Annotated in this window: 27 protein-coding genes; 22 read left to right on the forward strand and 5 right to left on the reverse strand. The window is 73.9% G+C overall.

From position 1 onward, the window contains the following. The 7 genes from BLP29_RS05205 to BLP29_RS05235 all read left to right on the forward strand — a co-directional run. On the forward strand, nucleotides 1-190 hold a 190-nt coding region (locus BLP29_RS05205; RefSeq protein WP_243469711.1), incomplete at its 5' end, for a PfkB family carbohydrate kinase. Nucleotides 191-263: 73 nt separating this feature from the next. Next, nucleotides 264-1,277, forward strand: coding sequence for a substrate-binding domain-containing protein (locus BLP29_RS05210; RefSeq protein WP_092800906.1), 1,014 nt, complete (start codon nucleotides 264-266; stop codon nucleotides 1,275-1,277). Nucleotides 1,278-1,280: 3 nt separating this feature from the next. Next, on the forward strand, nucleotides 1,281-2,081 hold the full coding sequence (locus tag BLP29_RS05215; RefSeq protein WP_092800909.1) for an ATP-binding cassette domain-containing protein: 801 nt from the start codon (nucleotides 1,281-1,283) through the stop codon (nucleotides 2,079-2,081). Next, nucleotides 2,078-3,115, forward strand: a complete 1,038-nt coding sequence (locus BLP29_RS05220; RefSeq protein ID WP_092800912.1) for an ABC transporter permease — start codon at nucleotides 2,078-2,080, stop codon at nucleotides 3,113-3,115. The genes BLP29_RS05215 and BLP29_RS05220 overlap by 4 nt, the downstream gene beginning before the upstream one ends. Continuing rightward, the gene (locus BLP29_RS05225) at nucleotides 3,112-4,146 is read left to right on the forward strand and encodes a phosphotriesterase family protein (protein ID WP_092800915.1); all 1,035 of its coding nucleotides are present in this window, start codon (nucleotides 3,112-3,114) and stop codon (nucleotides 4,144-4,146) included. The genes BLP29_RS05220 and BLP29_RS05225 overlap by 4 nt, the downstream gene beginning before the upstream one ends. 1 nt (nucleotide 4,147) lies before the next feature. Beyond that, nucleotides 4,148-4,897 carry a glutamine amidotransferase gene (locus tag BLP29_RS05230; protein WP_092800918.1) on the forward strand — a complete coding sequence of 250 codons (750 nt, stop codon included), beginning with the start codon at nucleotides 4,148-4,150 and terminating at the stop codon, nucleotides 4,895-4,897. Continuing rightward, entirely contained in the window at nucleotides 4,879-5,526 is a 648-nt protein-coding gene (locus BLP29_RS05235) for a TenA family protein (protein WP_092802849.1), read from the forward strand. Before BLP29_RS05230 ends, BLP29_RS05235 begins: the two co-directional genes overlap by 19 nt. A 20-nt stretch (nucleotides 5,527-5,546) precedes the next feature. On the opposite strand, the gene BLP29_RS05240 is transcribed toward BLP29_RS05235, so the two are convergent. Further along, entirely contained in the window at nucleotides 5,547-6,740 is a 1,194-nt protein-coding gene (locus tag BLP29_RS05240) for an AGE family epimerase/isomerase (protein ID WP_092800921.1), read from the reverse strand. Between the two features lie 75 nt (nucleotides 6,741-6,815). Here BLP29_RS05240 and BLP29_RS05245 point away from each other — a divergent pair, with 75 nt between their 5' ends. Genes BLP29_RS05245 through BLP29_RS05260 form a run of 4 tightly spaced genes read left to right on the forward strand, consistent with a single transcriptional unit; the run spans nucleotide 6,816 to nucleotide 9,483 of the window. Beyond that, a complete protein-coding gene (locus tag BLP29_RS05245; protein WP_092800924.1) occupies nucleotides 6,816-7,556 on the forward strand; it encodes an AIM24 family protein in 741 nt (246 codons plus the stop codon). Nucleotides 7,557-7,585: 29 nt separating this feature from the next. Beyond that, the gene (locus BLP29_RS05250; RefSeq protein ID WP_092800927.1) at nucleotides 7,586-7,999 is read left to right on the forward strand and encodes a VOC family protein; all 414 of its coding nucleotides are present in this window, start codon (nucleotides 7,586-7,588) and stop codon (nucleotides 7,997-7,999) included. A 24-nt stretch (nucleotides 8,000-8,023) separates the two neighbouring features. Then, nucleotides 8,024-8,974 carry a hydroxymethylglutaryl-CoA lyase gene (locus BLP29_RS05255; RefSeq protein WP_243469712.1) on the forward strand — a complete coding sequence of 317 codons (951 nt, stop codon included), beginning with the start codon at nucleotides 8,024-8,026 and terminating at the stop codon, nucleotides 8,972-8,974. Beyond that, nucleotides 8,971-9,483, forward strand: a complete 513-nt coding sequence (locus BLP29_RS05260; protein ID WP_092800930.1) for a flavin reductase family protein — start codon at nucleotides 8,971-8,973, stop codon at nucleotides 9,481-9,483. Before BLP29_RS05255 ends, BLP29_RS05260 begins: the two co-directional genes overlap by 4 nt. Before the next feature lie 121 nt (nucleotides 9,484-9,604). Here BLP29_RS05260 and BLP29_RS05265 read toward each other — a convergent pair whose 3' ends face one another. The 3 genes from BLP29_RS05265 to BLP29_RS05275 all read right to left on the reverse strand — a co-directional run bounded on the left by BLP29_RS05265 (nucleotide 9,605) and on the right by BLP29_RS05275 (nucleotide 12,813). After that, complete coding sequence (locus tag BLP29_RS05265; protein ID WP_243469713.1) at nucleotides 9,605-11,911, reverse strand: SpoIIE family protein phosphatase; 2,307 nt, start codon at nucleotides 11,909-11,911, stop codon at nucleotides 9,605-9,607. Nucleotides 11,912-11,975: 64 nt separating this feature from the next. Beyond that, complete coding sequence (locus BLP29_RS05270) at nucleotides 11,976-12,455, reverse strand: hypothetical protein (RefSeq protein ID WP_092800936.1); 480 nt, start codon at nucleotides 12,453-12,455, stop codon at nucleotides 11,976-11,978. Beyond that, entirely contained in the window at nucleotides 12,448-12,813 is a 366-nt protein-coding gene (locus tag BLP29_RS05275) for a hypothetical protein (protein ID WP_092800939.1), read from the reverse strand. Before BLP29_RS05275 ends, BLP29_RS05270 begins: the two co-directional genes overlap by 8 nt. A gap of 203 nt (nucleotides 12,814-13,016) precedes the next feature. Here BLP29_RS05275 and BLP29_RS05280 point away from each other — a divergent pair, with 203 nt between their 5' ends. Further along, nucleotides 13,017-14,450: a S8 family serine peptidase gene (locus BLP29_RS05280; protein ID WP_243469714.1), complete on the forward strand. Its 1,434-nt coding sequence runs from the start codon at nucleotides 13,017-13,019 to the stop codon at nucleotides 14,448-14,450. A gap of 88 nt (nucleotides 14,451-14,538) precedes the next feature. After that, nucleotides 14,539-14,988, forward strand: a complete 450-nt coding sequence (locus BLP29_RS05285) for a peroxiredoxin (protein ID WP_092800942.1) — start codon at nucleotides 14,539-14,541, stop codon at nucleotides 14,986-14,988. 43 nt (nucleotides 14,989-15,031) lie between these two features. On the opposite strand, the gene BLP29_RS05290 is transcribed toward BLP29_RS05285, so the two are convergent. Beyond that, nucleotides 15,032-16,120, reverse strand: a complete 1,089-nt coding sequence (locus tag BLP29_RS05290; protein WP_092800945.1) for a CaiB/BaiF CoA transferase family protein — start codon at nucleotides 16,118-16,120, stop codon at nucleotides 15,032-15,034. Between the two features lie 48 nt (nucleotides 16,121-16,168). On the opposite strand from BLP29_RS05290, the gene crcB reads away from it, so the two are divergent. The 9 genes from crcB to BLP29_RS05335 all read left to right on the forward strand — a co-directional run bounded on the left by crcB (nucleotide 16,169) and on the right by BLP29_RS05335 (nucleotide 24,467). Further along, on the forward strand, nucleotides 16,169-16,594 hold the full coding sequence (crcB, locus tag BLP29_RS05295; protein ID WP_092800948.1) for a fluoride efflux transporter CrcB: 426 nt from the start codon (nucleotides 16,169-16,171) through the stop codon (nucleotides 16,592-16,594). Continuing rightward, the gene (locus BLP29_RS05300) at nucleotides 16,591-16,944 is read left to right on the forward strand and encodes a fluoride efflux transporter FluC (protein WP_092800951.1); all 354 of its coding nucleotides are present in this window, start codon (nucleotides 16,591-16,593) and stop codon (nucleotides 16,942-16,944) included. The genes crcB and BLP29_RS05300 overlap by 4 nt, the downstream gene beginning before the upstream one ends. A gap of 40 nt (nucleotides 16,945-16,984) precedes the next feature. After that, complete coding sequence (locus BLP29_RS05305; RefSeq protein WP_092800953.1) at nucleotides 16,985-18,391, forward strand: alpha,alpha-trehalose-phosphate synthase (UDP-forming); 1,407 nt, start codon at nucleotides 16,985-16,987, stop codon at nucleotides 18,389-18,391. Continuing rightward, nucleotides 18,388-19,131, forward strand: a complete 744-nt coding sequence (gene otsB, locus BLP29_RS05310; protein WP_092800956.1) for a trehalose-phosphatase — start codon at nucleotides 18,388-18,390, stop codon at nucleotides 19,129-19,131. The genes BLP29_RS05305 and otsB overlap by 4 nt, the downstream gene beginning before the upstream one ends. An 88-nt stretch (nucleotides 19,132-19,219) precedes the next feature. Continuing rightward, on the forward strand, nucleotides 19,220-20,203 hold the full coding sequence (locus BLP29_RS05315; protein WP_092800959.1) for a Bug family tripartite tricarboxylate transporter substrate binding protein: 984 nt from the start codon (nucleotides 19,220-19,222) through the stop codon (nucleotides 20,201-20,203). Continuing rightward, nucleotides 20,200-20,766 (forward strand): tripartite tricarboxylate transporter TctB family protein, encoded by a 567-nt coding sequence (locus tag BLP29_RS05320; protein ID WP_207798326.1) that lies wholly within the window; start codon nucleotides 20,200-20,202, stop codon nucleotides 20,764-20,766. The genes BLP29_RS05315 and BLP29_RS05320 overlap by 4 nt, the downstream gene beginning before the upstream one ends. Further along, on the forward strand, nucleotides 20,767-22,329 hold the full coding sequence (locus tag BLP29_RS05325) for a tripartite tricarboxylate transporter permease (RefSeq protein WP_092800962.1): 1,563 nt from the start codon (nucleotides 20,767-20,769) through the stop codon (nucleotides 22,327-22,329). Then, a complete protein-coding gene (locus BLP29_RS05330; protein WP_092800965.1) occupies nucleotides 22,326-22,733 on the forward strand; it encodes a universal stress protein in 408 nt (135 codons plus the stop codon). The genes BLP29_RS05325 and BLP29_RS05330 overlap by 4 nt, the downstream gene beginning before the upstream one ends. 156 nt (nucleotides 22,734-22,889) lie before the next feature. Continuing rightward, entirely contained in the window at nucleotides 22,890-24,467 is a 1,578-nt protein-coding gene (locus BLP29_RS05335) for a methyl-accepting chemotaxis protein (RefSeq protein WP_243469715.1), read from the forward strand. Nucleotides 24,468-24,529: the final 62 nt, after the last annotated feature.

Below are 24,529 nucleotides of genomic sequence, written 5' to 3' on the forward strand. Positions count from 1 at the left end.
CGACGACACCGGCGCCGGCGACTGCTTCGTCGGCACCCACCTGGCCGGGCTCGCCGCCGGCCTGGGCCCGGTCGAGGCCGCCACCCGGGCCGGCGTCGCGGCCAGCCTCTCGTGCACCCAGGAGGGCGCCCGCGCCGCGCCGTCCCCGGCCCGGGTCACCGAGGCCCTCCACCAGCTCGCCACCGCCTGACCGCTCCCCCCTGCACCTCCCCGCCCGCACCGCCCCGCACCTCCCCCGCCCGCACCGCCCCGAGGAGAACACCGTGAAGCGACCGCTCGCCCTCGCCGCAGGCGCCTGCCTGCTGGCCCTCTCCGCCTGCGACAGCAGCAGCGCCCCGGCCGCCGGTTCGGGCGGCAGCAGCGAGGCGCCGGCCTCGCTGCCCGCCTCGAGCGTGCAGCCCACCGGGTGCGACCAGCCCGCCGACGGCCCCTTCGAGATCGGGCTGGTGACGATCAACCTGCAGGCGCTGTTCTTCAACCAGATCAACGCCGCCGCGCAGAAGATGGCCGACGACAACGGCGTCGACCTGCAGATCATCAGCGGCAACGACGACTCGGTCACCCAGGCCAACGCCATCGACACCCTGGTCGCCGGCGGGGTCGACGCGATCATCGTCGACGCCATCGACACCGAGGGCATCAAGCCCTCCGTCGAGGCCGCCGCCGCAGCCGGCATCCCCGTGGTCGCCGTCGACGCCATCGTCGACAGCCCGGCGGTCTCGGCGCAGGTGGGCACCGCCAACGCCGAGGGCGGCGAGCAGATCGCCCAGGACCTGCTGGAGCAGTCCGGCGGCCAGGGCGAGGTCGGCATCGTCGGCGCGCTCAACTCGACCATCCAGCTCGAGCGGCAGCAGGGCTTCACCGACGCCGTCACCGCCGGCGGGATGACCGTGGGCACCGTCGTCGACGGCAAGAACGTGCAGGAGACCGCCCAGTCGGCCGCGGAGAACCTGCTGACCGGCAACCCCGACCTCGAGTACGTCTACGCCACCGGCGAGCCGGCCCTGATCGGCCTGGCCGCCGCCGTCCGCGGCCAGGGCGCCCAGGACCGGGTCGACGTCGTCGGCTGGGACCTCTCCGACCCCGCCGTCGAGGGGCTGCGCGAGGGCTGGATCACCGGTGTCGTGCAGCAGCAGACCTTCGAGTTCGGCTACCGGGCCATGGCCTCGGCGATCGACCTCGCCTGCGGCAACCCGGTCGAGAAGGACCAGCCCGTGCCCACCGAGATCGTCACGCCCGACAACGTGGACGACTACACCTTCTACCTGGGGGACTGAGACATGGCGGAGGACCTCCCCGTGGACCAGCGCGGTGACCTGCTGGTCGAGCTGGCCGGGATCACCAAGTCCTACGGGCCCGTGAAGTCGCTGCGCGGGGTCGACCTGACCCTGCGCCGCGGGGAGGTCCTCGGCCTGGTCGGGGACAACGGCGCGGGCAAGTCGACGCTGATGAAGGTGCTCGCGGGCGCCGTCCAGCACGACGACGGCGAGATCCGGGTGCACGGCAAGCCGGTGCGCTTCAGCACCCCCGCCGACGCCCAGGCCGAGAAGATCGGCATCGTCTACCAGGACCTCGCCCTGTGCGACACGCTCGACGTCGCCAGCAACCTGTTCCTGGGCCGCGAGCCCAAGCGCGGCCCGTTCATCGACCGGAAGGCGATGCACGAGCAGGCCGCCCGGATCCTGGCCGATCTGCACGTCAAGGTCACCAGCACGCATCAGGAGATCGGCACGCTGTCCGGCGGTCAGCGCCAGACCGTGGCCATCGCCCGCGCGGTGTCCTTCGCCCCCGACGTCCTGATCCTCGACGAACCCACCGCCGCGCTGGCCGTGGCCGAGGTCGAGTCGGTGCTCCGGCTCATCGGCGAGGTCGCCGCCCAGGGGGTCGGCGTCATCCTCATCACCCACCGGCTGCAGGACCTCTTCCGGGTCTGCGACCGCATCACGGTGATGTACGAGGGCCAGAGCGTCGACGACGCCGCCATCGCCGACCTCGACATCGAGAAGCTCGTCGGCCTCATCACCCGCACGCCGCAGCCGACCCGCACGCAGCCGACCCGCACCGAGGGGAGCCGGGCATGAGCACCACCCAGACCCCGACGGAGCCCGCCCCCGCACCGAGCGTGCAGCGGCTGGCCCGGCAGCGCTCGCTGTGGGAGCGCACCAACAAGGCCACCGTGGTCATGGCCGGGGTGACCCTGGTGGTGTTCGTCTTCTTCGCCGTCGCCGACAGCGCCTTCCTGACCTTCGCCAACCTGTCGAACCTCGCCACCCAGGTCGGGCCGGTGCTGATCGTCGGTGTGGCCATGACGTTCGTGATCACCGCCGGCCAGATCGACCTGTCGGTCGGCTCGATCGTCGCCTTCGTGGCGGCGATCTCGGCCCAGCTGCTGGTGGCCGGCTGGGACTCCTCGCTGGTGATGGTCGCCGCGCTGCTCATGGGCCTGGGCTGGGGACTGGTCAACGGCTGGTTCACCGCCTACCAGGGCATCCCGGCCTTCATCGTCACGCTGGCCACGCTGTCGGTCGTCCGCGGCCTGGCGCTGTTCCAGACCGAGGGCTTCTCGGTGCCGATCGCCTCGACCACCTTCGTCGCGAAGCTCGGGACGGCGAAGTGGCTGGGCTTCTCGGTCACCGCCTGGATCGCGCTGGCGGTCGTCGTCGTGGGCCTGGTGCTGCTGCACGCCACCCGGTTCGGCCAGTACGTCATCGGCATCGGCGCGGCCGCCGAGTCGGTCCGCCGGGCCGGGGTGAACGTGAAGCTGGTGACGATGGCCGCGCTCGGGTTCTCCGGGCTGGCCGCGGGCCTGGCCGGGCTGCTCATCGCCGCGCGCCTGGGGTCGGGGTCGGCCAACAGCGCGCAGGGCTTCGAGCTCACCGTGATCGCCGCGGTCGTGCTCGGCGGCACCAGCCTGCTGGGCGGGCGCGGCACGATCGTCGGCACCCTGATCGGGGCGCTGCTCACCCAGATCATCGCCAACGGGCTCACCCTGCTCTCGGTCAGCCCGTACCTGACGCCCATCATCACCGGCACCGTCCTCGTGCTGGTCGTGTGGATCAACCTGCGCGGGCGCGACCTCGCCTGGTTCGTCCAGCGGCTGACCCGGCGCTCGTGAGCGCCGTCCGCACGGTCACCGGGGACGTCGACAGCGCCGACCTCGGCCTGGTGCTGCCGCACGAGCACCTGGCCAACGACAACGGGGTGGCGTTCCGGCCGTCGCCGGACCCCCGGCTGCGGGAGCTGCTCGACGCCCCGGTCAGCGCGGGCCTGGCGTGGCTGCTCTCGGACCACCCGTACGAGAACGCCGACAACTGCGCCCTGGACGACGACGGCGCGATGGCCGAGGACCTGCACCGGTTCGCCGGCGTGGGCGGCCGCACCGTGGTCGACCTGACCCCGCCGGGGATCGGCCGGGCCCCCGATCGGCTGCGCGCGCTGGCCGAGCGCACCGGCGTGCAGGTGGTGATGGGCTCGGGCTGGTACCTGCAGGCCACCCACCCGCCGCAGGTCGCGACGTCCACCGCCGACGAGCTGGCCGCCGAGCTGGTGGCCGAGTTCGACCCGGCGCACGACCTGCGGCCGGGGGTGATCGGCGAGATCGGGGTCTCCCCCGCGTTCACCGCCGACGAGCAGAAGGCGCTGCGCGCGGCCTGCCGGGCCCAGCGCGAGGTCGGCGTCCCGCTGTTCGTGCACCTGCCCGGCTGGCAGCGCCGGGCGCACGAGGTGCTCGACGTCGTCGTCGACTCCGAGGGCGTCGACCCCGGTGCCGTCGTGCTCTGCCACATGGACCCCTCCGGTGCCGACCGCGACCACCAGCTCTCGGTCGCCGCCCGCGGGCCGGTGCTGGAGTTCGACATGGTCGGGATGCCCTTCGACTACCCCGGCGAGGGCCAGTCGCCCTCCCCCACCGAGACCGCCGCCGCCGTCGTCGCCCTGGTGCACGCCGGGCACGGCGACCGGCTGCTGCTCTCCCACGACCTGTTCCTCAAGGCCATGCTCAGCCGCCACGGCGGCAACGGGCTGGCCTACGTCCCCGTCGTCTTCGCCGACCGGCTGCGCCGCAGCGGGCTGGCCGACGACGTGGTGACCGACCTGATGACCGCCAACCCACGCGCGCTGTTCGAGCGCGCGACGAGAGGACGCTGACGTGGCCAAGATCCTGATCGCCGGCGAGAGCTGGATGACGACCTCGACGCACGTGAAGGGGGTCGACGAGTTCTCGGTGCACTCCTACGTGGAGGGCGTGGGCCCGCTGCGCGACGCGCTCACCTCCCGCGGGCACGAGGTCGTGCACCTGCCCGCGCACCTGGTGCCCACCGACTTCCCGGACGACGCCGCGGCGCTGGACGCCTACGACCTCGTGGTGCTGTCCGACATCGGTGCCAACTCGATCCAGCTGGCCCCCGGGGTGTTCGAGCGGTTCACCCCCGGCGCCGACCGGCTGGGCGCGCTGCGCGACTGGGTGGGGGCCGGCGGGGCGTTGCTCATGGTCGGCGGCTACCTGTCGTTCTCCGGCTTCCAGGCCCGCGCTGCCTTCCGGCAGACCGCGATCGCCGAGGTGCTGCCGGTCGAGATGCTCCCCGAGGACGACCGCGTCGAGGCCCCCGCCGGCATCACCCCGGTGGTCACCGACGCCGACCACCCCGCCCTCGGCGGCGCCGGCGAGCAGTGGCCGCTGCTGCTGGGCTACAACCGGGTGGTCGCCAAGCCCGGCGCCGTCGTCCCCGCGCTGGTCGGCCCCGACCCGCTCGTGGCGCTGGACGAGTACGGCTCGGGCCGGGCCGGCGTGTTCACCTCCGACTGCTCGCCGCACTGGGCACCGCCGGAGTTCTGCGAGCAGTGGCCGGGCTACGCCGACCTGTGGGACGGACTGGTCCGTTGGCTGACGCGCGCCTAGGCCGGGCTGCGGCCCTGCTGGAACGGCAGGCGGCGGCCCTCGACGCCGCCTGCGCGATCCCGTTCGTGCAGCAGGTGACCGACGGGACGCTGCCCGACGCGGCGTTCGCCCGGTACCTGCTGGTCGAGGAGGCCTTCGTGCTCACCGCCTCGCGGGTGCTGGGCCGGGTGGTCTGGGAGTCGCCGACCTGGGACGAGCTGCTGCCGCACGCCCGGTCCCTGACCAACCTGGTCACCGACCAGCGCGACTACTTCGGGGGCCTGCGCGACCGCTGGCCGGTCGACGGCGCGCAGGCGCGGGACGTGCTCGCCCGCGGCCGGGTGCTCGACGACACCGTGCTGGCCCAGGTCGCCGAGGGTGGCCGGGCTGCCGCGGTGGTCGGCATGTACGCCGCGGAGACCATGTACGCCCGGTGGTGCACCGCGGCCGCGGCGGTGGACGCCCCGCGGCGGCCGGACCTGCAGGCCTGGGTCCAGCTGCACGCCGAGCCCGCGTTCCTGGCCCAGGTCGACGCCCTGCGCGAGGACGTCGACCGGCTCGGCCCCGAGGTCACCGACGCCGACCTCGACCGCTGGTACACCGCGGTGCTCACCGCCGAGGAGGAGTTCCACGCGGTCGCGGTGTCCTGACCCGTTCCACGTGGAACGGCTCAGGACACCGCCCGGACGACGGACTCGGCCACGCTGCTGCTGATCGGGATCCGGGGCAGCAGCAGCGCCTGCGCCACGTGGTAGGCGTCGGGCTGACCGGTCCACGTGGTGTGCCCGACCTGGCCCTCCGGGGTGAGCTCGTGGTGCCAGTTCCCCGTGCGCGGGTCGCGCACCAGCAGCTCGACCAGGTTCGACCAGTGGTCGTGGTCGGCGGCGTACCCGGGCTCGCCGGTCACCGCCCCCAGGACGGCGGCCGCCGCCAGTGCCTCGGCCACCACCCAGTGCATGCGGGCGGCGACGACGGGCCGGTCGTCCCAGTCGAGGGTGTAGACGAAGCCCGGGTGGCCGTCGGGGGCGCCGCCCCGCTCGACGGCGACCCGGTACAGCTCGGCCGGGGCGGTCGCGAGCTCCGCGGGCAGGTCGACGACGGTGCCGAGCTGGGCGACCAGTCGGGCCCACTCGAACTGGTGCCCGACGGTCACGCCGAAGGGCCGGAACGGGTCGGCCGGGGAGTCGCGGTTGTACTGCAGCTGCGGCACCCAGGCGGCGTCGAAGTGCTCGGGCAACCGCCAGTCGCGGGCCCGCGCCTCGCCCACGACGCGCTCGGCGGTGCGCACGCACCGCCGGCGCAGCCGGGCAGCCCGGTCGTGGTCGCCCCGCGAGGCCAGGGCGTCGGCGGCGGCCAGGTGGGCCTCCACGCCGTGCATGTTGGCGTTGGCCCCGCGGTAGTCGGCGCACGTCGTCCACGCGGCGTCCCACTCCTCGACCGCGGCGCCGGCGTCGTCGTCCCAGAAGTGCTCGTCCCACACGGCCAGCGCGTCGTGCAGCAGATCGGTGCCACCGGGCAGCCCGACCCGGCTGAGGGTGGCCCCGGCCAGCACGACGAAGGCGTGCACGTAGGCCTGCTTGGGGCCGGTGCCGTGCGCGTCGGACCACCAGCCGCCGTGCGCGTCGTCGTGCAGCAGGCCGGTGAGCGCCCGGCGGCCGTGCTCGGCCAGCTCGGCGGCGCCCGGGCGGCCCCAGGCGGCGGCCAGGCCGAACACGTGGGTCATGCGGGCGCCGATCCACGTCTCGGGGACCTTGCCCGGCGTGCGGGCACCGTGCTCGTCGAGCCACCCGAACCCCCCGGCCGGGTCGGCCGCCGCCGCGGCGGTGGTGAGCAGCTGGTCCAGCTCCGGCGTCTCGGGGGTCACGGCCCGACCGTAGCCAGCCCGGCCGGGGCACGGCAGGATGACCGCCGCACGGGGTCCCGAGAGCAGGAGAGTGCGATGCGCAGCGAGTTGTTCGCCCCCGAGTACGCCGAGCAGCAGGCGGCCGGGATCCAGAAGCAGGGCGGCAAGATGTGCCGCGTCGGGCTGAACGGCGAGGTGTTCGCCCGAGCCGGCTCGATGGTGGCCTACCAGGGCAACCTGTCCTTCGACGCGATGGGCTCCGGCGGCATCGGCGGGTTCATCAAGCAGAAGCTCACCGGCGAGGGTGTGCCGCTGATGAAGGTGCGCGGCCAGGGCGACCTCTTCCTCGCCGACGCCGCGCAGGACGTGCACATCATCGACCTCGACGGCTCCGACGGCCTCACCATCAACGGGGCCAACGTGCTGGCCTTCGACCCGTCGCTGTCCTACGACATCCGCCGCGTCTCCGGTGCCGGCATGAGCAGCAGCGCCGGCCTGTTCAACTGCGTCTTCACCGGCGTCGGCCGCATCGCCATCACCACCAAGGGCCAGCCGGTCGTGCTCGCGGTCAACCAGCCCACCTTCGCCGACCCGCAGGCCGCCGTCGCGTGGTCCTCGGGGCTGCAGACCGGTGTGCAGATGAACGACTCGTTCGGGCTGGGCACGCTGATGGGGCGCACCACCGGCGAGCGGTTCACCCTCTCCTTCCACGGCCAGGGCTTCGTCGTCGTCCAGGCGTCCGAGGAGCCGCCGGTCAGCGCGATCTCGGGTCAGGGGTCGGGCCAGCAGGCCGGCGAGGGCGGGCTCGGCGGGGCTCTCGGCGCGTTCCTGCGATGAGTTCTCCCGCCGGGGGCCGTCCTCCCGGCATGACTGCGAACCTGTGCCCCTACCTGAACTTCGACGGCGACGCCCGCGAGGCCATGGAGACCTACCAGCGCGTGCTGGGCGGTGAGCTGACCATGAGCACCTTCGGGGAGTTCGGCATGGACGGCCCCGACGCCGACAAGGTCATGCACGGCCAACTCGACACCCCCGACGGCATCCTGCTCATGGGCTCCGACGCCGGCCCGGGCATGGGGTTCGAGAAGACCGCCGGCATGACCGTGTGCATCAGCGGCACCGACACCGAGAAGCTGCGCGGCTGGTGGGCGGCGCTGGCCGAGGGTGCCGACGTGCAGACGCCGCTGGCCGTGCAGATGTGGGGCGACGAGTACGGGGCGCTCACCGACCGGTTCGGCACCCCCTGGATGTTCAACATCGGCCAGGCGCCGCGCGACTGACGGGGAGGGGGCAGGATCGGGACCGTGAGCGACTTCGACAGCGACTTCGACCTGGTCCTGCCACCGTCCGTCGACGTCCGGGAAGTGGGCATGCGCGACGGCCTGCAGCTCGAGGCGCCGGTGCCGCTGGCCGGCAAGCTGGCGATGCTCGAGGCGCTGGTGGCCACCGGGGTGCGGCGCATCGAGGTCACCTCGTTCGTCTCGCCCAAGGCGGTGCCCGCCCTCGCCGACGCCGACCAGGTCGCCGCCGAGCTCGGGCAGTTCAGCGGCGTGCGGTTCTCCGCGCTGGTCGCCAACGCCCGCGGAGCCCAGCGGGCGGTCGACGCCGGCATCGCCGACCTCGAGTACGTGGTCAGCGCCGCCGACTCGCACTCCCGCGCCAACGCCGGCCGGACGACGTCGGAGGCCGTCGGCGCGGTGGGCGAGATCGCCGCGCTGGCCCACGGCGCCGGCGGTTCGCTGGAGGTCATCGTGGCCACCGCCTGGGACTGCCCCTTCGACGGCCGCACCGCGCTCGACCGCACCGTCGACGTCACCCGGGCCGCGGTCACCGCCGGTGCCGACGCCCTCTGCCTGGGCGACACCATCGGGACGACGACCCCGCTGCGGGTGGTGCGGCTGCTCGACGAGGTGCGCCGGGTCTCCCCCGGCGTGCCGCTGGGCGTGCACTTCCACGACACCCGTGGCACCGGGCAGGCCAACGCCCTCGCCGCGATCCAGGCCGGGGTCACCCAGCTCGACGCCTCGGTGGGCGGTCTGGGTGGCTGCCCGTTCGCGCCCGGCGCCAGCGGCAACATCGCCACGGAGGAACTCGTGTACTGGCTCGAGGACTCGGGGGTGGCCACCGGCATCGACCTCGACGCGGTGCTGGCCGCGGCCAGGGTGACGGAGGACGCCGTCGGGCGCGAGCTGCCCAGCTCGCTGTACCGGGCAGGTGGGAAGAACGCGCCGCGCGGGGCGTTCCAGCCGGCATGAGCGAGCCCCACGAGATCGTCGACCCCCGTGTGATGCGCGACGTGCTGGGCCACTTCGCGTCGGGCATCACCGTGGTGACCGCCGTCGAGGAGTCCGGGCCCATCGGGTTCACCTGCCAGTCGTTCAGCTCGCTGTCGCTGGACCCGCCGCTGGTCGCCTTCGCCCCGGCCCGCACGTCGACCACCTGGCCCCGGCTGCGCGCCGCCGGCCGCTTCTGCGTCAACGTGCTGGCCGACGACCAGGACGGCCTCTCCACCCAGTTCGCCCGCTCGGGCACCGACAAGTTCGCCGGGGTGGGCTGGACCCCCAGTGCGCACGGCTCGCCGGTGCTCGACGGGGTGGTGGCCTGGATCGACTGCGCGCTGTACGCCGAGCACGACGGCGGCGACCACACGATCGTCGTCGGCCGGGTGCTCGACCTGGGTGCCACCGCCGAGCGCACGCCCCTGGTCTTCCACCGCGGCGCCTACGGCCTGCAGGCGGCGGTGGTCCCACCCCCCGGCGCCTAGTCCCACCTCCCGACCCCGGGGGCGTCATGTGACGCTCAGGACCCACTTCTCGCCGCGAATGGGTCCTGAGCGTCGTACGACGCCTGCGGGGTGGGGGTGTTGGGGGGGGGTGGGAAGAGCCCTAGCCGAAGCGGACGGCGATCAGGGCGACGTCGTCGCGGCGGTCGAGCTCGGTGTCGATGGCGTGCGCGCACAGGTCGACCGGGCCGGCACCGACGTCCGCGGCGCCCAGCCGGTCGACCAGCGCCGCGATGCCCTCGTCGAGGTCGGCGCCGGGGTGCTCGATGAGGCCGTCGGTGTAGCCCACCAGCACGGTGCCGGCCGGGACCTCGAGGTGCACGCTCTCGCGGCGGGTGTCGCCGTCCACACCCACGAGCAGTCCGGTGGGCTCGGTGAGCACCTGCACGTGCCCGTCGGGGTGGCGGAGCACCAGCGGTGGGTGCCCGGCGTTGGCCACGACCAGCTGCCAGGGCCGGCCTTCGCCGGCCGGGGGCACCGCCCGGACGTAGGCCATGGTGGCCATCGAGGCCACGTGGAGCCCCTGCACCAGGCGGTCGACCCGGCCCAGCACCGCGGCGGGGTCGGGGTCGGTCGGGTCCCACATGCAGGCGCGCAGCAGCCCGCGCAGGTGGCCCATGGCGGCCGCGGCGGCGACGTCGTGGCCGACGACGTCGCCGATGGCCACGCCGATCGCGCCGTCGGGCAGCTGCAGCAGGTCGTAGAAGTCGCCGCCGACGTCGGCCGCGGTGGAGGCGCTGACGTAGTGCGCCGCCGAGGAGACGCCCGGGATGTCGGGCAGCTGGGGCAGCAGCGAACGCTGCAGGGTCTCGGCGACCTGGTGCTCGGCCTGGTAGAGCCGAACGTTGTCCAGCGCCAGACCGGCCCGGCGGGCGAGGTCCTGCACCAGCTCGACGTCGGGGTCGGTGAACGAGCGGTCCTCGCCGGTGAGCACCAGGGCCATGGCGCCCAGCACCCGCCGGCGGGCGATCATCGGGACGGCGACCACCGCGTGGCCCCCGAGGCGCTGGTGGGCCTCGCGGGCGGGGGTGCGGGCGTACACCGAGTCCAGGCGCGCGTCGGTGAGCTCCTCGACGACCACCGGACGCCGGGACTCCATGGCCTGCCGGCTGGGCGACCCGGGGGTCAGGTTCGCCGCGTGCAGGCTGCTGATGGTCTCGAGCTCGGCGGTGAGGCCGCGGCGGTGCTTGGCGGCGGTCTCGAGCACCTCGCCGTGCGCGTCGACCACCGTCACGAAGATCCAGTCGGCCAGCAGGGGCACGCACAGGTCGGCGAGCCGGCCGAGCAGCTCGGTGCGGTCGAGGGTGGCGGTCAGCGAGCTGGTGGCCTCGGCCATGAGCGCCAGCCGGTTCTGCGCCGCCTCGGCCTCCTCACGGGCGTGCTCGGCGTCGGCCTGGGCCTGCTCGGCGGCCGCCCGGGCGGTCTCGGCCTCGCGGCGGGCGGTCTGCTCGGCCTCGAACGCGGCGGCCCGCTCGCCCTCGGTGCGCACCCGCTCGGTGACGTCGGTCTGCACGCCCACGAAGCTGACCAGCTCGCCCGCGCCGTCGAACACGGGGCTGATCGACACCTGGTTCCAGAAGACGGTGCCGTCCTTGCGGTAGTTCAGCAGCGTCTCGGTGAACGGCTCGTGCGACTCCAGGCCGCGGCGGATGGCCAGCACCGCGCCGCGGTCGGTCGCCGGGCCCTGCAGGAACCGGCAGTTGCGGCCGACCGACTCCTCGTAGGAGTAGCCGCTGACCCGGCAGAACGCCGGGTTGACCCACACGAGCGGGTCGTCGTCGCGGCGGGGGTCGCTGATGGTGAAGCAGATGTCGGTGGCCAGCACGGCGCGGTCGCGCATGGTCTGCAGCCGACGGTCCGGGGAGTCGCCCTGGTCCCCCTCGAGCCGCAGGAAGACGACGAGGGCGAGCTGGTCGTCGACGGGCTCGGCCGAGAGCGGGAAGCCGGTGACCCAGAGGGTCATCTCGTCCTGCGTGCTGCTGGGGGCCAGCCGCACGGCCTCGCCCGAGACCGGGGAGCCCTCGGCCACCTGCGACAGCGGGCTGCTGGTCCGCTCGAGCGGCTCGCCGGCGAGGGAGGTGAGGCCGGCGGCGGTGCCCCACTGGTCGATCGGCACCGGCAGCTGCACGTTGCCGGCGAGCTCGACGGCCGCGGTGTTGGCGTAGACGACGCTGCCGGCCTTCTGGTCGATGACCAGCACGGCGACGGGGACGTCGACCAGCACGCCGGGCAGCGCGGACCGGGCGCCCTCGGCTGAGTCGGTGGCCGAGACCACCGCGGTCGCCGCACCGACGGCGTCGGCCTGGTGGGCGCGGTCGGCGTCGCCCTCGGGGCCGACCGCCGACCCCGCGACGAGGGCCGCTGCCTCGGGGGGCACGTCGGACCCGGGTGGGACAGGGACCTCCGGCACGCGCAAGATCGTACCGGCGCGGCACCGGCGGCGCCCGGACCCGATCGGGGGAACCCCCCGCGGACTACGTCGCCGGGGGCCCGGGCTCGGGGTCGGGGGCCTCGTCGGCGCGGTCGAGCTCGGCGAGGTGGCGCAGCCACAGCAGGCCGAGCACCGGCAGCGCCAGCGGGATGAACCCGTAGCCCTGCCCGAACCCCGACCACACGGTGGCGTCGGGGAAGGCGGCCCGGTCGACCAGCGACAGGGTGCCCACCACCAGGACGCCGACCAGCTCGACGACGCAGGCGACGGCGGCGGTGCGGCGTCCCGACCGACCCCCGCGGGCCAGGCCCACGGTGGCGACGACGTAGACGACGGCGGAGAACGCCGACAGCAGGTAGGCGACCGGGGCCTCGTCGAACTGGGTGGCCAGCTGGACGGCGGCGCGGGCGCCGGCGGCCAGCGCGAACGTGCCGTACACGGCGACCAGGACCCGCCCGGGGCCGCGAGCGGTGCTCCCGGCGTCGTCGCTGCCGGCGGCCGGGGCGCCGAGCCGGTCAGCCACCGGTGGCCTCCCACAGCTGCAGCAGCCGCCACACCATGACGGCGACCACCAGCGCGGCGACGGCGAGCACGGTGCCGGCCCAGCGGGTGGGTTCGGTGCGCGACCAGAGCACCCCGGCCACCGGCACGAGGACGACGCTGATCAGGTAGGCGAGGAAGGTGGCCGTCTCGGGTGGGCGCTGGCCGCCGGCGAGGGCCACGAGCACCAGCGCCAGCTGCACCAGCAGCACGGCCTCCAGCACACCGGCCGCCACGAGGTGGGCCAGCCCGGTGCGCCGGCGCAGCACGGTGGACAGCCCGCCGAGCGCAGCCACCACCAGGGCGACGACGGTCGCGAGGGCGACCAGGGGCGTGCTCACGGCGCCATCCTCCCAGTGCGCGCGGGCCGGCCGGCGGGCGGCGACACGCCGGTGTCCGTGTCCAGGGGTAACGGATTCCTCGGGGTCTCGTTCAACCCGGCACAGCCCAGACACAGGTGCGACAGCGTCGTCGCACCCCTGCCGAGGAGTCGCCCGTGCACAGGTTCCGTCGATCCGTCGGACTGGTCGGAGGTGCCGCCCTCGTGGCCGGTGTCCTCATCACCAGCTCCCCCGCCACCGCAGCCCCCGCAGCCCCCTCGCTCGCCCCCGTCCAGGACTTCCTCGCCGACCAGCTCAGCACCCTCGCCGCCGCGGTGCCCACCGAGGTGCTGGTGCACGGCACGGACGCCGCCGCGGCCCGGGCCGCCGTCGCCGCGACCGGCATGAGCACGGTGACCGAGTTCGAGTCGATCGGCGTGGTGGTCGCCCGCGGCACCGCCGACCAGGTCGCGACCGCCCGCACCCAGCCCGGCGTCACCTACCTCGAGGGCAACGCGCCCATCGAGTTCGCCGACTCGACCTCCAACCTCGCCACCCGCGGCGCCGAGGCCGCCAGCACCCTCACGGGGGCGAACGGGCAGGCGCTGGACGGCAGCGGGGTGTCGGTCGCGGTCATCGACTCCGGCGTCGACCCGCTGCACCCCTACCTGCGCGACACCGACGGCGGCAGCGCGGTCGTGGCGAACCTCAAGAGCGTGTGCCTGGTCGAGAGCGCACCGACGCCGGACTGCGTCGTCCCCGTCCCGGGGATCGTCGACACCGACACCCTGTCGCTGGGCGGGCACGGCACGCACGTCAACGGCATCGTCGCCGGGCGGCCCACCACGCTGTCGGACGGCACCCAGCTGCAGGGTGCGGCCCCCGGTGCCTCGCTGGTCTCGATCTCCACCGGTGCCGTGCTGCTCATCGTCGGCGCCGACTCGGCGCTGAACTGGGTGCTGGAGAACCACGAGCACCCGTGCGGCGAGGGCGTGGCCGCCGACGTCTGCCCGCCGATCAAGGTCACGAACAACTCCTACGGCCCCAGCGGCGGCGGCGCGTTCGACCCGCAGTCGGCCACGGTGAAGCTGCAGCGCGCGCTGGCCGCCGAGGGCGTCGTGACCGTGTGGGCCGCCGGCAACGACGGCGGTGACGGCTCGACCTCGCTGACCAACCCGCCCGGTCAGGACCCCACCGGCGGCATCATCTCCGTCGCCTCCTACTTCGACGAGTCGACCGGCACCCGCGACGGCGGGATCAGCGAGTTCTCCTCCCGTGGGGCGGCCGCCGACTCCTCGACCTGGCCGGACCTGTCGGCCCCGGGTGAGGACATCACGTCGTCGTGCCGGCTGTACCTGCCGATCTGCGCCACCGGCCTGCAGCCGCAGAACGGCCCCGGCCCGCTGGACCTCGGCACGTTCAACACCATCAGCGGCACCTCGATGGCCGCCCCGCACGTCGCCGGCATCGTGGCCCAGCTGTTCCAGGCCGACCCGACGGCCACCCCCGCCGAGGTCGAGCAGGCCCTGGTGGGCACGGCGTACCGGTACACCGACGGCGCGGGTTACCAGGCCGTCGGTGGCCGGACGACGTCCTTCGACAAGGGCGCCGGCCTGGTCGACGTCGTGGCCGCGGTCGAGGCACTGCTGGCCCGCTGAGCCGACCGGTCCCCGCCACCCGGCCACGGGGGTGGCGGGGACCGTGCTCCACGTGAACCATCCGTGGCGTCCACGACGAAGGAGATGCATGAAGACCGGTGACGTCGCGCCCGAGTTCGAGCTGCCCGACCAGGACGGCGTGCCCCGCCGGCTGTCCACGATGCTGCAGAGCGGCCCGGTCGTGCTGTTCTTCTACCCGCTGGCCTCCTCGGGTGGGTGCACCACCGAGATGTGCACGGTGCGCGACGAGGCCGCGCAGTTCGCCGAGGTCGGGGCGCAGCGCGTGGGCATCAGCCAGGACTCCGTCGCGAAGCAGAAGGCGTTCGCCGACGCCCACGGCTTCGACTACCCGCTGCTCTCCGACGCCGACGGCGCCGTCTGCTCGGCGTACGGCACGAACCGCGGGTGGAAGGCCGCTCCGGTGAAGCGGCACACGGTCGTGATCGGCACCGACGGCGTCGTCCGCGACGTGATCAAGAGCGAGTTCAAGTTCGCCAAGCACGCGGACAAGGCGCTCTCGGCGCTCAAGCCGTCCTGAGGCTCCGGCCGGGTGGCGGGCCACTCCCCCACCCGGCCGGGTACTACCGCCCGAGCTCGGCCCGGATCTCCGCGTCGTGCTGGCCGACCGCCGGCACCGACCCCACCGTGCCCGGCGTGGCCGAGAACCGCGGCGCGACGGCCGGCTGCACCGTGCCGTCGACCTCGACGAACACCCCCCGCTCCCGGTTGTGCGCGTCGGTGGCCGCCTCCCGCAGCGACCAGACGGGTGCGACGCAGGCGTCGGTGCCCGCGAAGACCTCCCACCACTGCGCACGGGTGCGGCTGCCGATCACCTCGGCGAACCGGGCACGCAGCGCCGGCCAGGCCGCCGGGTCGTCGCGGTCGGGCAGCGCCGGGTCATCGGCCAGCCCCAGGCCGGTGAGCAGGGCGGCGTAGAACTGCGGTTCCAGGGCGCCCACGGCCAGGAAGGCGTCGTCGGCGCAGCGGTAGACGTCGTAGAACGGCGCGCCGGTGTCGAGCAGGTTGACCCCGCGGGCGTCGGTCCAGCGCCCGGTGTCGAGCATCCCGTGGATCATCGTCGTGAGCACCGCGGTGCCGTCGACGATCGCGGCGTCGACGACCTGGCCCTCGCCCGACGTGCGGGCGTGCAGCAGGCCGGCCACGACGCCGAGGGCGAGGAACACCCCGCCGCCGCCGAAGTCGCCGAGCAGGTTGATCGGCGGCGCGGGCCGCTCGTCGGGCCGGCCGCTGGCGCCCAGGGCACCGGTGAGGGCGATGTAGCCGATGTCGTGCCCGGCGCTGTGCGCCAGCGGGCCGGTCTGGCCCCAGCCGGTCATGCGCCCGTAGACCAGCGCCGGGTTCAGCCCGTGCGCTGCGTCGGGGCCCAGCCCCAGGCGCTCCATCACCCCGGGCCGGAAGCCCTCGAGCAGGACGTCGGCCCGGCCCACCAGCGCCCGGACGACGGCGAGGTCGTCGGCGTCCTTGAGGTCCAGGGCGATCGAGCGCTTGCCGCGGTCCAGCAGCGACGGCCCGCCGAGGGGGGACGCCGGGCCGCGCCGGTCGATGCGCACCACGTCGGCGCCCAGGTCGGCCAGCAGCATCCCGCAGAAGGGCCCCGGGCCCAGTCCCGCGAACTCCACGACCCGTACGCCCTGCAACGGTCCGGCCACGCTGCCGCCCTCTCGCTCGTCGACTCCTCGGTGGCATGCTGCCGCACCGTGCGGACTGCCCTCGTCGTGGCCCTCGGCGGGGTGCTGGGCGCGCTGTCCCGGTGGGGGGTCTCGCTCGGGCTGCCGCACACCCCGGGCACCTGGCCCTGGGCCACGGTCACCGTCAACCTGACCGGCTGCCTGGTGATCGGGGGGCTGCTCGCCGTCCTGCTGGCCCGGTACCCGGGCCACCCCTGGCTGCGGCCGTTCCTGGCCACCGGGGTGCTCGGCGGTTACACCACCTTCTCCACCTTCGCCGTCGACGTCGTGCAGCTGGTCGAGGCCGGGCGGGCCGGGGTGGCCGTGGCGTACCTGCTGGTGAGCGTGCTGGGCGGGCTGCTCGCCGTGGTCGCGGGCCTGCTGCTGGGCCGGGCGGCGGTGCGCGCACGGGAGACGGTGGGCGCCGAGCTCGAGGCCGGGCAGGACCGGTCGTGACGGCGCTGTGGGTCGCCCTGGGCGCGGTCGCCGGCGCGGTGCTCCGCTTCGGCGCCGACCGGGTGGCGGTGCGGTGGCGGGGCGCGGGCAGCGTCGTCGGCATCCTGGTCGTGAACGTCGTGGGCAGTCTCGTGCTCGGCGCCGTCCTCGGTGCCCGCGACCTGTCCCCGGCCGTGGTGGCGCTGGTGGGCACCGGGTTCTGCGGCACGCTCACCACGTTCTCCACGTTCGCGTACGACGTCGTGCGGCTGGTCGAGGAGCGCCGGGTGGGCCGGGCGCTGGGTTACCTGACCGGCTCGGTGCTGCTGGGCGTCGGGGCGGCGACGATCGGGTACGTGGCCGTCCGCTGACCTGCGACCGGCGCGGGCGCCCGCTAGGTTCGGAGTCGGTATGGCAGATGAGCAGAACTCCGAGAGCCCCGTCGTCGTGGTCGCGAACCGCCTGCCGGTCGACCAGGTGGTCGCCGCCGACGGATCGGTGAGCTGGACCCGCAGCCCCGGTGGCCTGGTCACCGCGCTCGAGCCGTTCGTGGCCGGGCGCGGCGGTGCCTGGGTCGGGTGGTCGGGCAAGGCCGGCGACGCACCCGAGCCCTTCGAGTCCGGTGGCATGCACCTGGTGCCGGTGGGCCTGACCGAGGACGACGTCGACCTCTACTACGAGGGCTTCTCCAACGCCTCGCTGTGGCCGCTGTACCACGACGTGGTCGAGAAGCCGGAGTACCACCGCACCTGGTGGAACAGCTACGTGCAGGTCAACCGCCGGTTCGCGGAGAAGGCCGCCGAGGTCGCCGCCGAGGGCGCGATCGTCTGGGTGCACGACTACCAGCTGCAGCTGGTGCCCGCGATGCTCCGCCAGCTGCGCCCCGACCTGACCATCGGGTTCTTCCTGCACATCCCGTTCCCGCCCTACGAGCTGTTCACCCAGCTGCCCTGGCGCAACGCGATCGTCGAGGGCCTGCTCGGCGCCGACCTCATCGGCTTCCAGATGCCCGCGGCGGCCAGCAACTTCGTGCAGCTGGCCCGCCGGCTGCACGACCTGCCCACCCGGGGCAGCACGATCTCCTACGACGGTCGCACCATCACCGCGAAGGCGTTCCCAATCTCGATCGACGTCGCCGACTTCGAGTCCCTGGCCAGCAAGCCCGAGGTGCTCGAGCGCGCCGCCGAGATCCGTCGCGAGCTGGGCAACCCCGAGAAGGTGATCCTCGGCGTCGACCGGCTGGACTACACCAAGGGCATCAGCGTGCGGCTCGAGGTCTTCCTCGAGCTGCTGGAGGACGAGCTGGTCGAGGCGCCGTCCACGGTGTTCATGCAGGTGGCCACCCCCTCCCGCGAGCGGGTCGAGCACTACGTGACCATGCGCGAGACGATCGAGCAGCAGGTCGGGCACATCAACGGGGTCTTCGGCTCCACCAGCGGCCCGGCGGTGCACTACTTCAACCAGTCGATGCCGCGCGAGGAGCTCGCCGCCCTCTACCGGGCCGCCGACGTCATGCTCGTGACGCCGTACCGCGACGGCATGAACCTGGTGGCCAAGGAGTACGTCGCCGCCCGCAGCGACAACGCCGGCACCCTGGTGCTCAGCGAGTTCGCCGGTGCCGCCGCCGAGCTCAAGCAGGCCTACCTGGTCAACCCGCACGACAAGGACGGCGTCAAGAAGCAGCTCATGCGGGCGCTGCGGGCCGACCCCGCCGAGTCGGCGAAGGCCATGAAGGCGATGCGCCGGCACCTGGCCAGGCACGACCTGGAGCACTGGGCGTCCTCGTTCTTCGCCGCCCTGCAGGAGGAGGCACGGTGACCACCGACCTGACCGCCGACCTGACCGCCCTCGCCGGGCGTCGTCCGCTGCTGGTGGCCAGCGACTACGACGGCGTCCTGGCCCGGCTGCGCGACGTCCCGGGCGAGGCCGTGCCCGAGGAGTGGGCACCCGCCCTCCTCCGCCGGCTGGCGGCCGCCGACGGCGTCGTGGTGGCGCTGGTCAGCGGCCGCGGTGTCGACGACCTGCGCACGACGTCCGGGTTCGGCGAGCCCTTCCGGTTCGTCGGCAGCCACGGGGCCGAGACCGACGACGGGCTCGACCCGGCCGTGGCCGCCGAGCGCGACCTGCTGGTCGACGCCCTGGGCCCGCTGGTCGACGCCGTCGAGGGCGCCCGGTTGGAGGTCAAGCCGGCCGCGGTCGCGGTGCACGTGCGCACCGTCGCCGACCGGGCCGCCGCGACCGCGCTGCTGGAGCGGGCCGCCGCGGCGGCGGGCCCGCACCACACCGCCAAGCCGGGCAAGGACGTCCTCGAGCTCGCCGTCACCGACGCCGACAAGGGGACGGCGGTGCTCCGGCTGGCCGCGCAGCTCGGTGCCGACGGCGTGCTCTACCTGGGCGACGACCTCACCGACGAGGACGCCTTCACGGCCCTGGCCCCGCGTACGGGGTCGGCCTCGGTGAAGGTCGGCGCCGGCGACACCGCGGCCTCGCTGCGGGTGGCCGACCTCGACGGCGTCCGCGACCTGCTCGAGGAGCTGGCCCGCGCCCTGGGCGTCTGAGGCACTTCTGTCCATTGCGAACAGGTGACGCACAGCTCACCCTCACCTACGGTCACGGGGTGATCGCCAACCACCTGCGGGCCCGGCCGTGGCGCTGACCCGCCGACGATTCCTGGCCGGCGCCCTCGCCCTGCCGGCCGTGTCCACCCTCGCGGCCTGCGCCGGCACCGTTGTGGCCCCCGGTGACCTCTCGCGGTTGCGGATGATGGTCCCGGCCAGCCCGGGCGGCGGGTGGGACACCACCGCCCGCACGCTGCAGCGGGTGATCCAGCAGACCGGGATCGCCCGCAACGTGCAGGTCTTCAACGTCGAGGGCGCCGGCGGCACCATCGGCATCGGCCAGCTCGCCCGCGAGGACGACGACGCCCTGCTGATGATGATGGGCCTGGTCATGGTGGGCGCCATCGACACCAACGACTCGACCACCCGGCTCGACGACGTCACCCCGATCGCGCAGCTGATCGCCGAGACCGAGCTGATCGTGGTCCCGGCCGAGTCGCCGTACGACACCCTCGAGGACTTCGTGACCGGGTGGGCCGCCGACCCGCGGGGCACCCCGATCGCCGGGGGCTCGGCGGGCGGCACGGACCAGATCCTGGCCGGGCTGCTGGCGCAGGCGGCCGGCATCGACCCCCTGCAGGTCAACTACATCGCCTACTCCGGCGGCGGTGAGTCGCTGTCGGCACTGCTGGGCAACCAGGTGGCGGCCGGCATCTCGGGCACCGCCGACTACGGCCCGCAGGTCACCAGCGGCGACCTCAAGGGGCTGGCCGTCTCGACCGCCGACCGGTCCGAGGCGGTGCCCGACGTCCCCACGATCCTCGAGAGCGGCTTCGACGTCGAGGTGACCAACTGGCGCGGCCTGATGGCCCGACCCGGCATGTCCGACGGCGCCCGGGAGGACCTCATCGCGCTGGTCACCGAGGCGCACGACACCGACGAGTGGGCCGAGGCGCTGGACGCCAACGGCTGGCTGGACACCTTCCAGACCGGCGACGAGTACGGCGAGTTCCTCGCCGAGGAGGAGACCCGCGTGCGCCAGGTCCTGACCGAGATCGGGCTGATCGAGTGAACGAGGCCGAGGAGTCGGTGGCGGCGGAGACCTCCGCAACCCCCGTCGCGCAGCGGCCGGGGCGGTTCAGCGGCGAGTTGGTCGGCGCGGTGCTGCTGGCCGCACTCGGGGTGTACCTGCTGGTCGACGCCGGGGCGATCGCCGTCCCGGGGTCGAGCAACACGGTGGGCCCGCGGTTCTTCCCCTACGCGGTCGGCGGGCTCAGCGTCGCCACGGGTGCGCTGCTGGCCCTGCGCGTGCTGCGCGGGGACCGCGGCCCGGCCGACGACGGCGAGGACGTCGACCCCGACGCCCCCACCGACTGGCGGGCCGTGGCGGTCATCGCCGTCGCGTTCGTCGCGCACGCCCTGCTGATCAACGTGGTGGGCTGGCCGCTGGCGGTGGCGCTGATGTTCGCCGCCGTGGCCACGACGCTGCAGGGACGGCTGACGCCGGCCGCCGCCGTCCGGCCGTTCCTCGTGGGCCTGACGGTGGGCTGCGTGGTCTGGATCGTGTTCGTCAAAGCGCTGAACGTGGCGCTGCCCGGCGGCGTCGTTCTCGAGTTCCTGACGAGCTGGTTGTAGATGGCGATCTCCGACCTGCTCGGCGGGTTCGCCGACGCGATCACCCCGGTCAACCTGCTCTTCGCCCTGCTCGGCGTGCTGCTGGGCACCGCCGTCGGCGTGCTGCCGGGCATCGGGCCGGCCATGACGGTGGCCCTCCTGCTCCCGGCCACCTACGTGCTCGAGCCCACCAGCGCGCTGATCATGTTCGCCGGCATCTACTACGGCGGCATGTACGGCGGGTCGACGACGTCGATCCTGCTCAACACCCCCGGTGAGTCGGCGTCGATCATGACGGCGCTCGAGGGCAACAAGATGGCCAAGGCCGGCCGGGGCTCCGCGGCGCTGGCCACCGCGGCGATCGGGTCGTTCGTCGCCGGCACCATCGCCACCCTGCTGCTCGCCCTCGTCGCCCCCACGCTGGTCGAGGTCGCGATCGGCGTGACGACGGCCGACTACTTCGCCCTCGCCGTCCTGGCCTTCGTCGCGGTGGCCAGCGTGCTCGGCTCCTCGCCGCTGCGCGGGCTGGCGTCGCTGTGCCTGGGGCTCTACCTCGGGCTGGTGGGCACCGACGTGCTCTCGGGCCAGGAGCGCTTCACCCTCGGCATCCCGCAGCTGTCCGACGGCATCGACGTCGTGGTGGTGGCGGTGGCGCTGTTCGCCGTCGGCGAGGCGCTGTACGTGGCCAGCCGGCTGCGCAAGGGCTCGGTCCAGGTGATCGACCACAAGGGCAGCTGGATGACGCGGGAGGACCTCCGTCGCTCGTGGAAGCCGTGGCTGCGCGGCACCGCGTTCGGGTTCCCGTTCGGCGTCATGCCCGCCGGCGGCGCCGAGATCCCGACCTTCCTCTCCTACGCCACGGAGAAGAAGCTCACGAAGCACCCCGAGGAGTTCGGCCACGGCGCCATCGAGGGCGTCGCCGGGCCCGAGGCGGCCAACAACGCCTCGGCCGCGGGCGTGCTCGTGCCGCTGCTGACCCTGGGCATCCCGACGTCGGCGACCGCGGCGATCATCCTGGCCGCCTTCCAGGGCTACGGCATCCAGCCCGGGCCGACGCTGCTGACCACCGAGGGTCCGCTGGTGTGGGCGCTCATCGCCTCGCTGTTCATCGGCAACGCGATGCTGCTGGTGCTCAACCTGCCGCTGGTCGGGCTGTGGGTGAAGCTGCTGAAGATCCCGCGCCCGTACCTCTACGCCGGCATCCTCACCTTCGCCTCGCTGGGCTCGTTCGCCGTCAACGCCGACCCCCTCGACCTCGTGATCCTGCTGGGGCTGGGTCTGCTCGGGTTCGCGATGCGGCGCTTCGGCTGGCCGGTGGCCCCGGCCGTCATCGGGTTGATCCTCGGCCCGATCGCCGAGACCAACCTGCGCCGGGCGTTGGCGATCAGCGACGGCGACCTGTCCGTGCTGGTGGACAGCTGGTTCAGCCGGGTGGTGCTCATCCTGGCCCTGCTCGCGCTGGTCGGGCCCGTGGTGCTGCGTGCGGTCCGTGGCCGCCGCGCCACCCCCGCGGAGCTGGCCCGGGACCAGGAGGAGGACCGTGAGGTGCAGAAGGCAGCGAACCGGGAAGGCTGGGGCTCATGAGCGTCGTCGTCGTGGGTTACGTGCCCCATCCCCGCGGCCGGGCCGCCCTCGAGCACGGCGTGCTCGAGGCGCACCGGCGGGGCGCCTCCCTCGTGGTGGTCAACTCCTCCCGCGGCGATGCGCTGGTCGACGAGGAGTTCGTGCGGGGTGACCGGCTGCGTGCGCTGCACGACGAGCTGGCCGCCACGGGCCTGACCACCGAGGTGCGCCAGCCCGTGCGCGGGCGGGACGCCGCCGAGGAACTGGCCGACGTCTGCCGCGAGACCGGCGCAGAACTGCTGGTCATCGGCCTGCGGAAGCGTTCGGCGGTGGGCAAGCTGCTCATGGGCTCGGCCGCGCAGCGCATCCTGCTCGACGTCGACTGCCCCGTGCTGGGGGTCAAGTCCCCGCCGCGCGAGGCCTGACACCTGCGTCGACAGGTCGACCCCGGCCGGCCGGTGACCCACCGGTCGTGCCCCGATCGGGTCACGATGCCCCCGGGCGGCTCAAGGGTGTGACGTACGTGACCGTTGTGACGGCTGAATCCGGTACCTGATCGGATCAGTTCAGCAGGAGTCATCGTGCGCTGGATCAGCGATCGTCCCGTGGCCGTCAAGATCGGCGCCATCGTCGTCGTCGTGTGCGTGCTCGCCGCCGCCCTGACGGGGTTGGCCGTCTCCCGGCTGAGCTACCTGCGGGCGGAGGCCAACGACCTCTACCACGGGCACATCGTGCAGCTGGTCGCGCTCGGTGAGCTGCAGCGGGCCTACCAGGGCGACCGGGCCCGGTACGCCGGGTACGCGCTGCTGAGCCCGGAGGACAGGGTGACGATGACGGCCGAGCTGGCCGAGCGCCGCACCGACATTGACCAGAAGATCGAGGACTACGGCTCGTACGCCATCGACGCCGACGCCTGGGCGCAGTTCCGGTCCGACCTGTCGACCTACTACACGATCGCCGACCAGCAGCTGGTCGGCGCGGCCGACGCGGGCAACGAGGCAGGTGTGGCGTTGGTGCTCACCGGGTCCCTGCAGACGGCGGTCGACCGGGTCATGGACGACTTCTCGGCCGAGTCCGACCGGTCCAGCCAGGAGGCGGGGACCCAGATCGTCGACACCGACGACGAGGCCGCCCAGGCCATCTGGATGATGATCGCCGCGCTCGTGGGCATGGTGCTGCTGGGATCGGGCCTGGCCTGGGTCGTGGTCCGGGGCATCCGCCGGTCGGTGCGCGAGGTGCAGACCTCCCTGGAGGCGCTGGCGCAGGGCGACCTGACCGTGCGGCCGCAGGTGGACACCAAGGACGAACTGGGCCGCATGGCCACCGCCCTCGCCTCCGCGCAGGACCAGCTGCGGGGCCTGATGTCCTCCGTCGTCGGCTCGGCCGACGCGGTGGCGGCCTCCAGCGAGGAGCTGTCGGCCTCGGCCGCCCAGATCGCGGCCTCGGCGGAGCAGACCAGCGTGCAGTCCGGCGCGGTGTCCGGGTCGGCGGAGGAGGTCTCCCGGTCGGTGGCCACGGTCGCTGCGGGCGCGGAGCAGATGAGCGCCTCGATCCGGGAGATCGCGCAGAACGCCAACGAGGCCGCCCGGGTGGCGGCGGAGGCGGTCAGCGAGGCGGAGTCGACGAACCAGACCATCCAGAAGCTGGGGTTGTCGTCCAAGGAGATCGGTGACGTGGTCAAGGTGATCACGAGCATCGCGGAGCAGACGAACCTGCTGGCGCTGAACGCCACGATCGAGGCGGCTCGCGCCGGTGAGGCGGGCAAGGGCTTCGCCGTGGTGGCCAACGAGGTGAAGGAGCTGGCGCAGGAGACCGCCCGGGCGACCGAGGACATCGCCCGCCGCGTCGAGGCCATCCAGCACGACACCGGTGGTGCCGTCGAGGCGATCGGGCGCATCGGCACGGTGATCGGCCAGATCAACGACTACCAGCTCACCATCGCCAGCGCGGTCGAGGAGCAGACGGCGACGACGAACGAGATGTCGCGCAGCGTGGCCGAGGCCGCGGGGGGCACCACGGAGATCGCCGGCACCATCACCGGCGTCTCCAGCGCGGCGGGCGCGACCACCCAGGCCCTGGGGCAGACCCGGGTCGCCGTCGACGAGCTGGCCCGTATGGCCGGCGACCTGCGGACGACGGTCGGCACCTTCCGCTGGTGACCAGGAGGACCCCGTCCCACCCCACGACGCGCTCCGCACGCCGCGGGCTCCTGGGACGGGGT

Origin of the sequence: Klenkia marina, from assembly GCF_900101025.1 — a bacterium.
Lineage (GTDB): Bacteria > Actinomycetota > Actinomycetes > Mycobacteriales > Geodermatophilaceae > Klenkia > Klenkia marina.

Excerpts from the sequence above, each read along its gene's own strand:
- BLP29_RS05215 (WP_092800909.1), top strand. The coding sequence starts at position 1,281 with ATGGCGGAGGACCTCCCCGTGGACCAGCGCGGTGACCTGCTGGTCGAG.
- BLP29_RS05220 (WP_092800912.1), top strand. The coding sequence starts at position 2,078 with ATGAGCACCACCCAGACCCCGACGGAGCCCGCCCCCGCACCGAGCGTG.
- BLP29_RS05245 (WP_092800924.1), top strand. The coding sequence starts at position 6,816 with ATGCGCAGCGAGTTGTTCGCCCCCGAGTACGCCGAGCAGCAGGCGGCC.
- BLP29_RS05250 (WP_092800927.1), top strand. The coding sequence starts at position 7,586 with ATGACTGCGAACCTGTGCCCCTACCTGAACTTCGACGGCGACGCCCGC.
- BLP29_RS05260 (WP_092800930.1), top strand. The coding sequence starts at position 8,971 with ATGAGCGAGCCCCACGAGATCGTCGACCCCCGTGTGATGCGCGACGTG.
- BLP29_RS05285 (WP_092800942.1), top strand. The coding sequence starts at position 14,539 with ATGAAGACCGGTGACGTCGCGCCCGAGTTCGAGCTGCCCGACCAGGAC.
- BLP29_RS05305 (WP_092800953.1), top strand. The coding sequence starts at position 16,985 with ATGGCAGATGAGCAGAACTCCGAGAGCCCCGTCGTCGTGGTCGCGAAC.
- BLP29_RS05325 (WP_092800962.1), top strand. The coding sequence starts at position 20,767 with ATGGCGATCTCCGACCTGCTCGGCGGGTTCGCCGACGCGATCACCCCG.
- BLP29_RS05330 (WP_092800965.1), top strand. The coding sequence starts at position 22,326 with ATGAGCGTCGTCGTCGTGGGTTACGTGCCCCATCCCCGCGGCCGGGCC.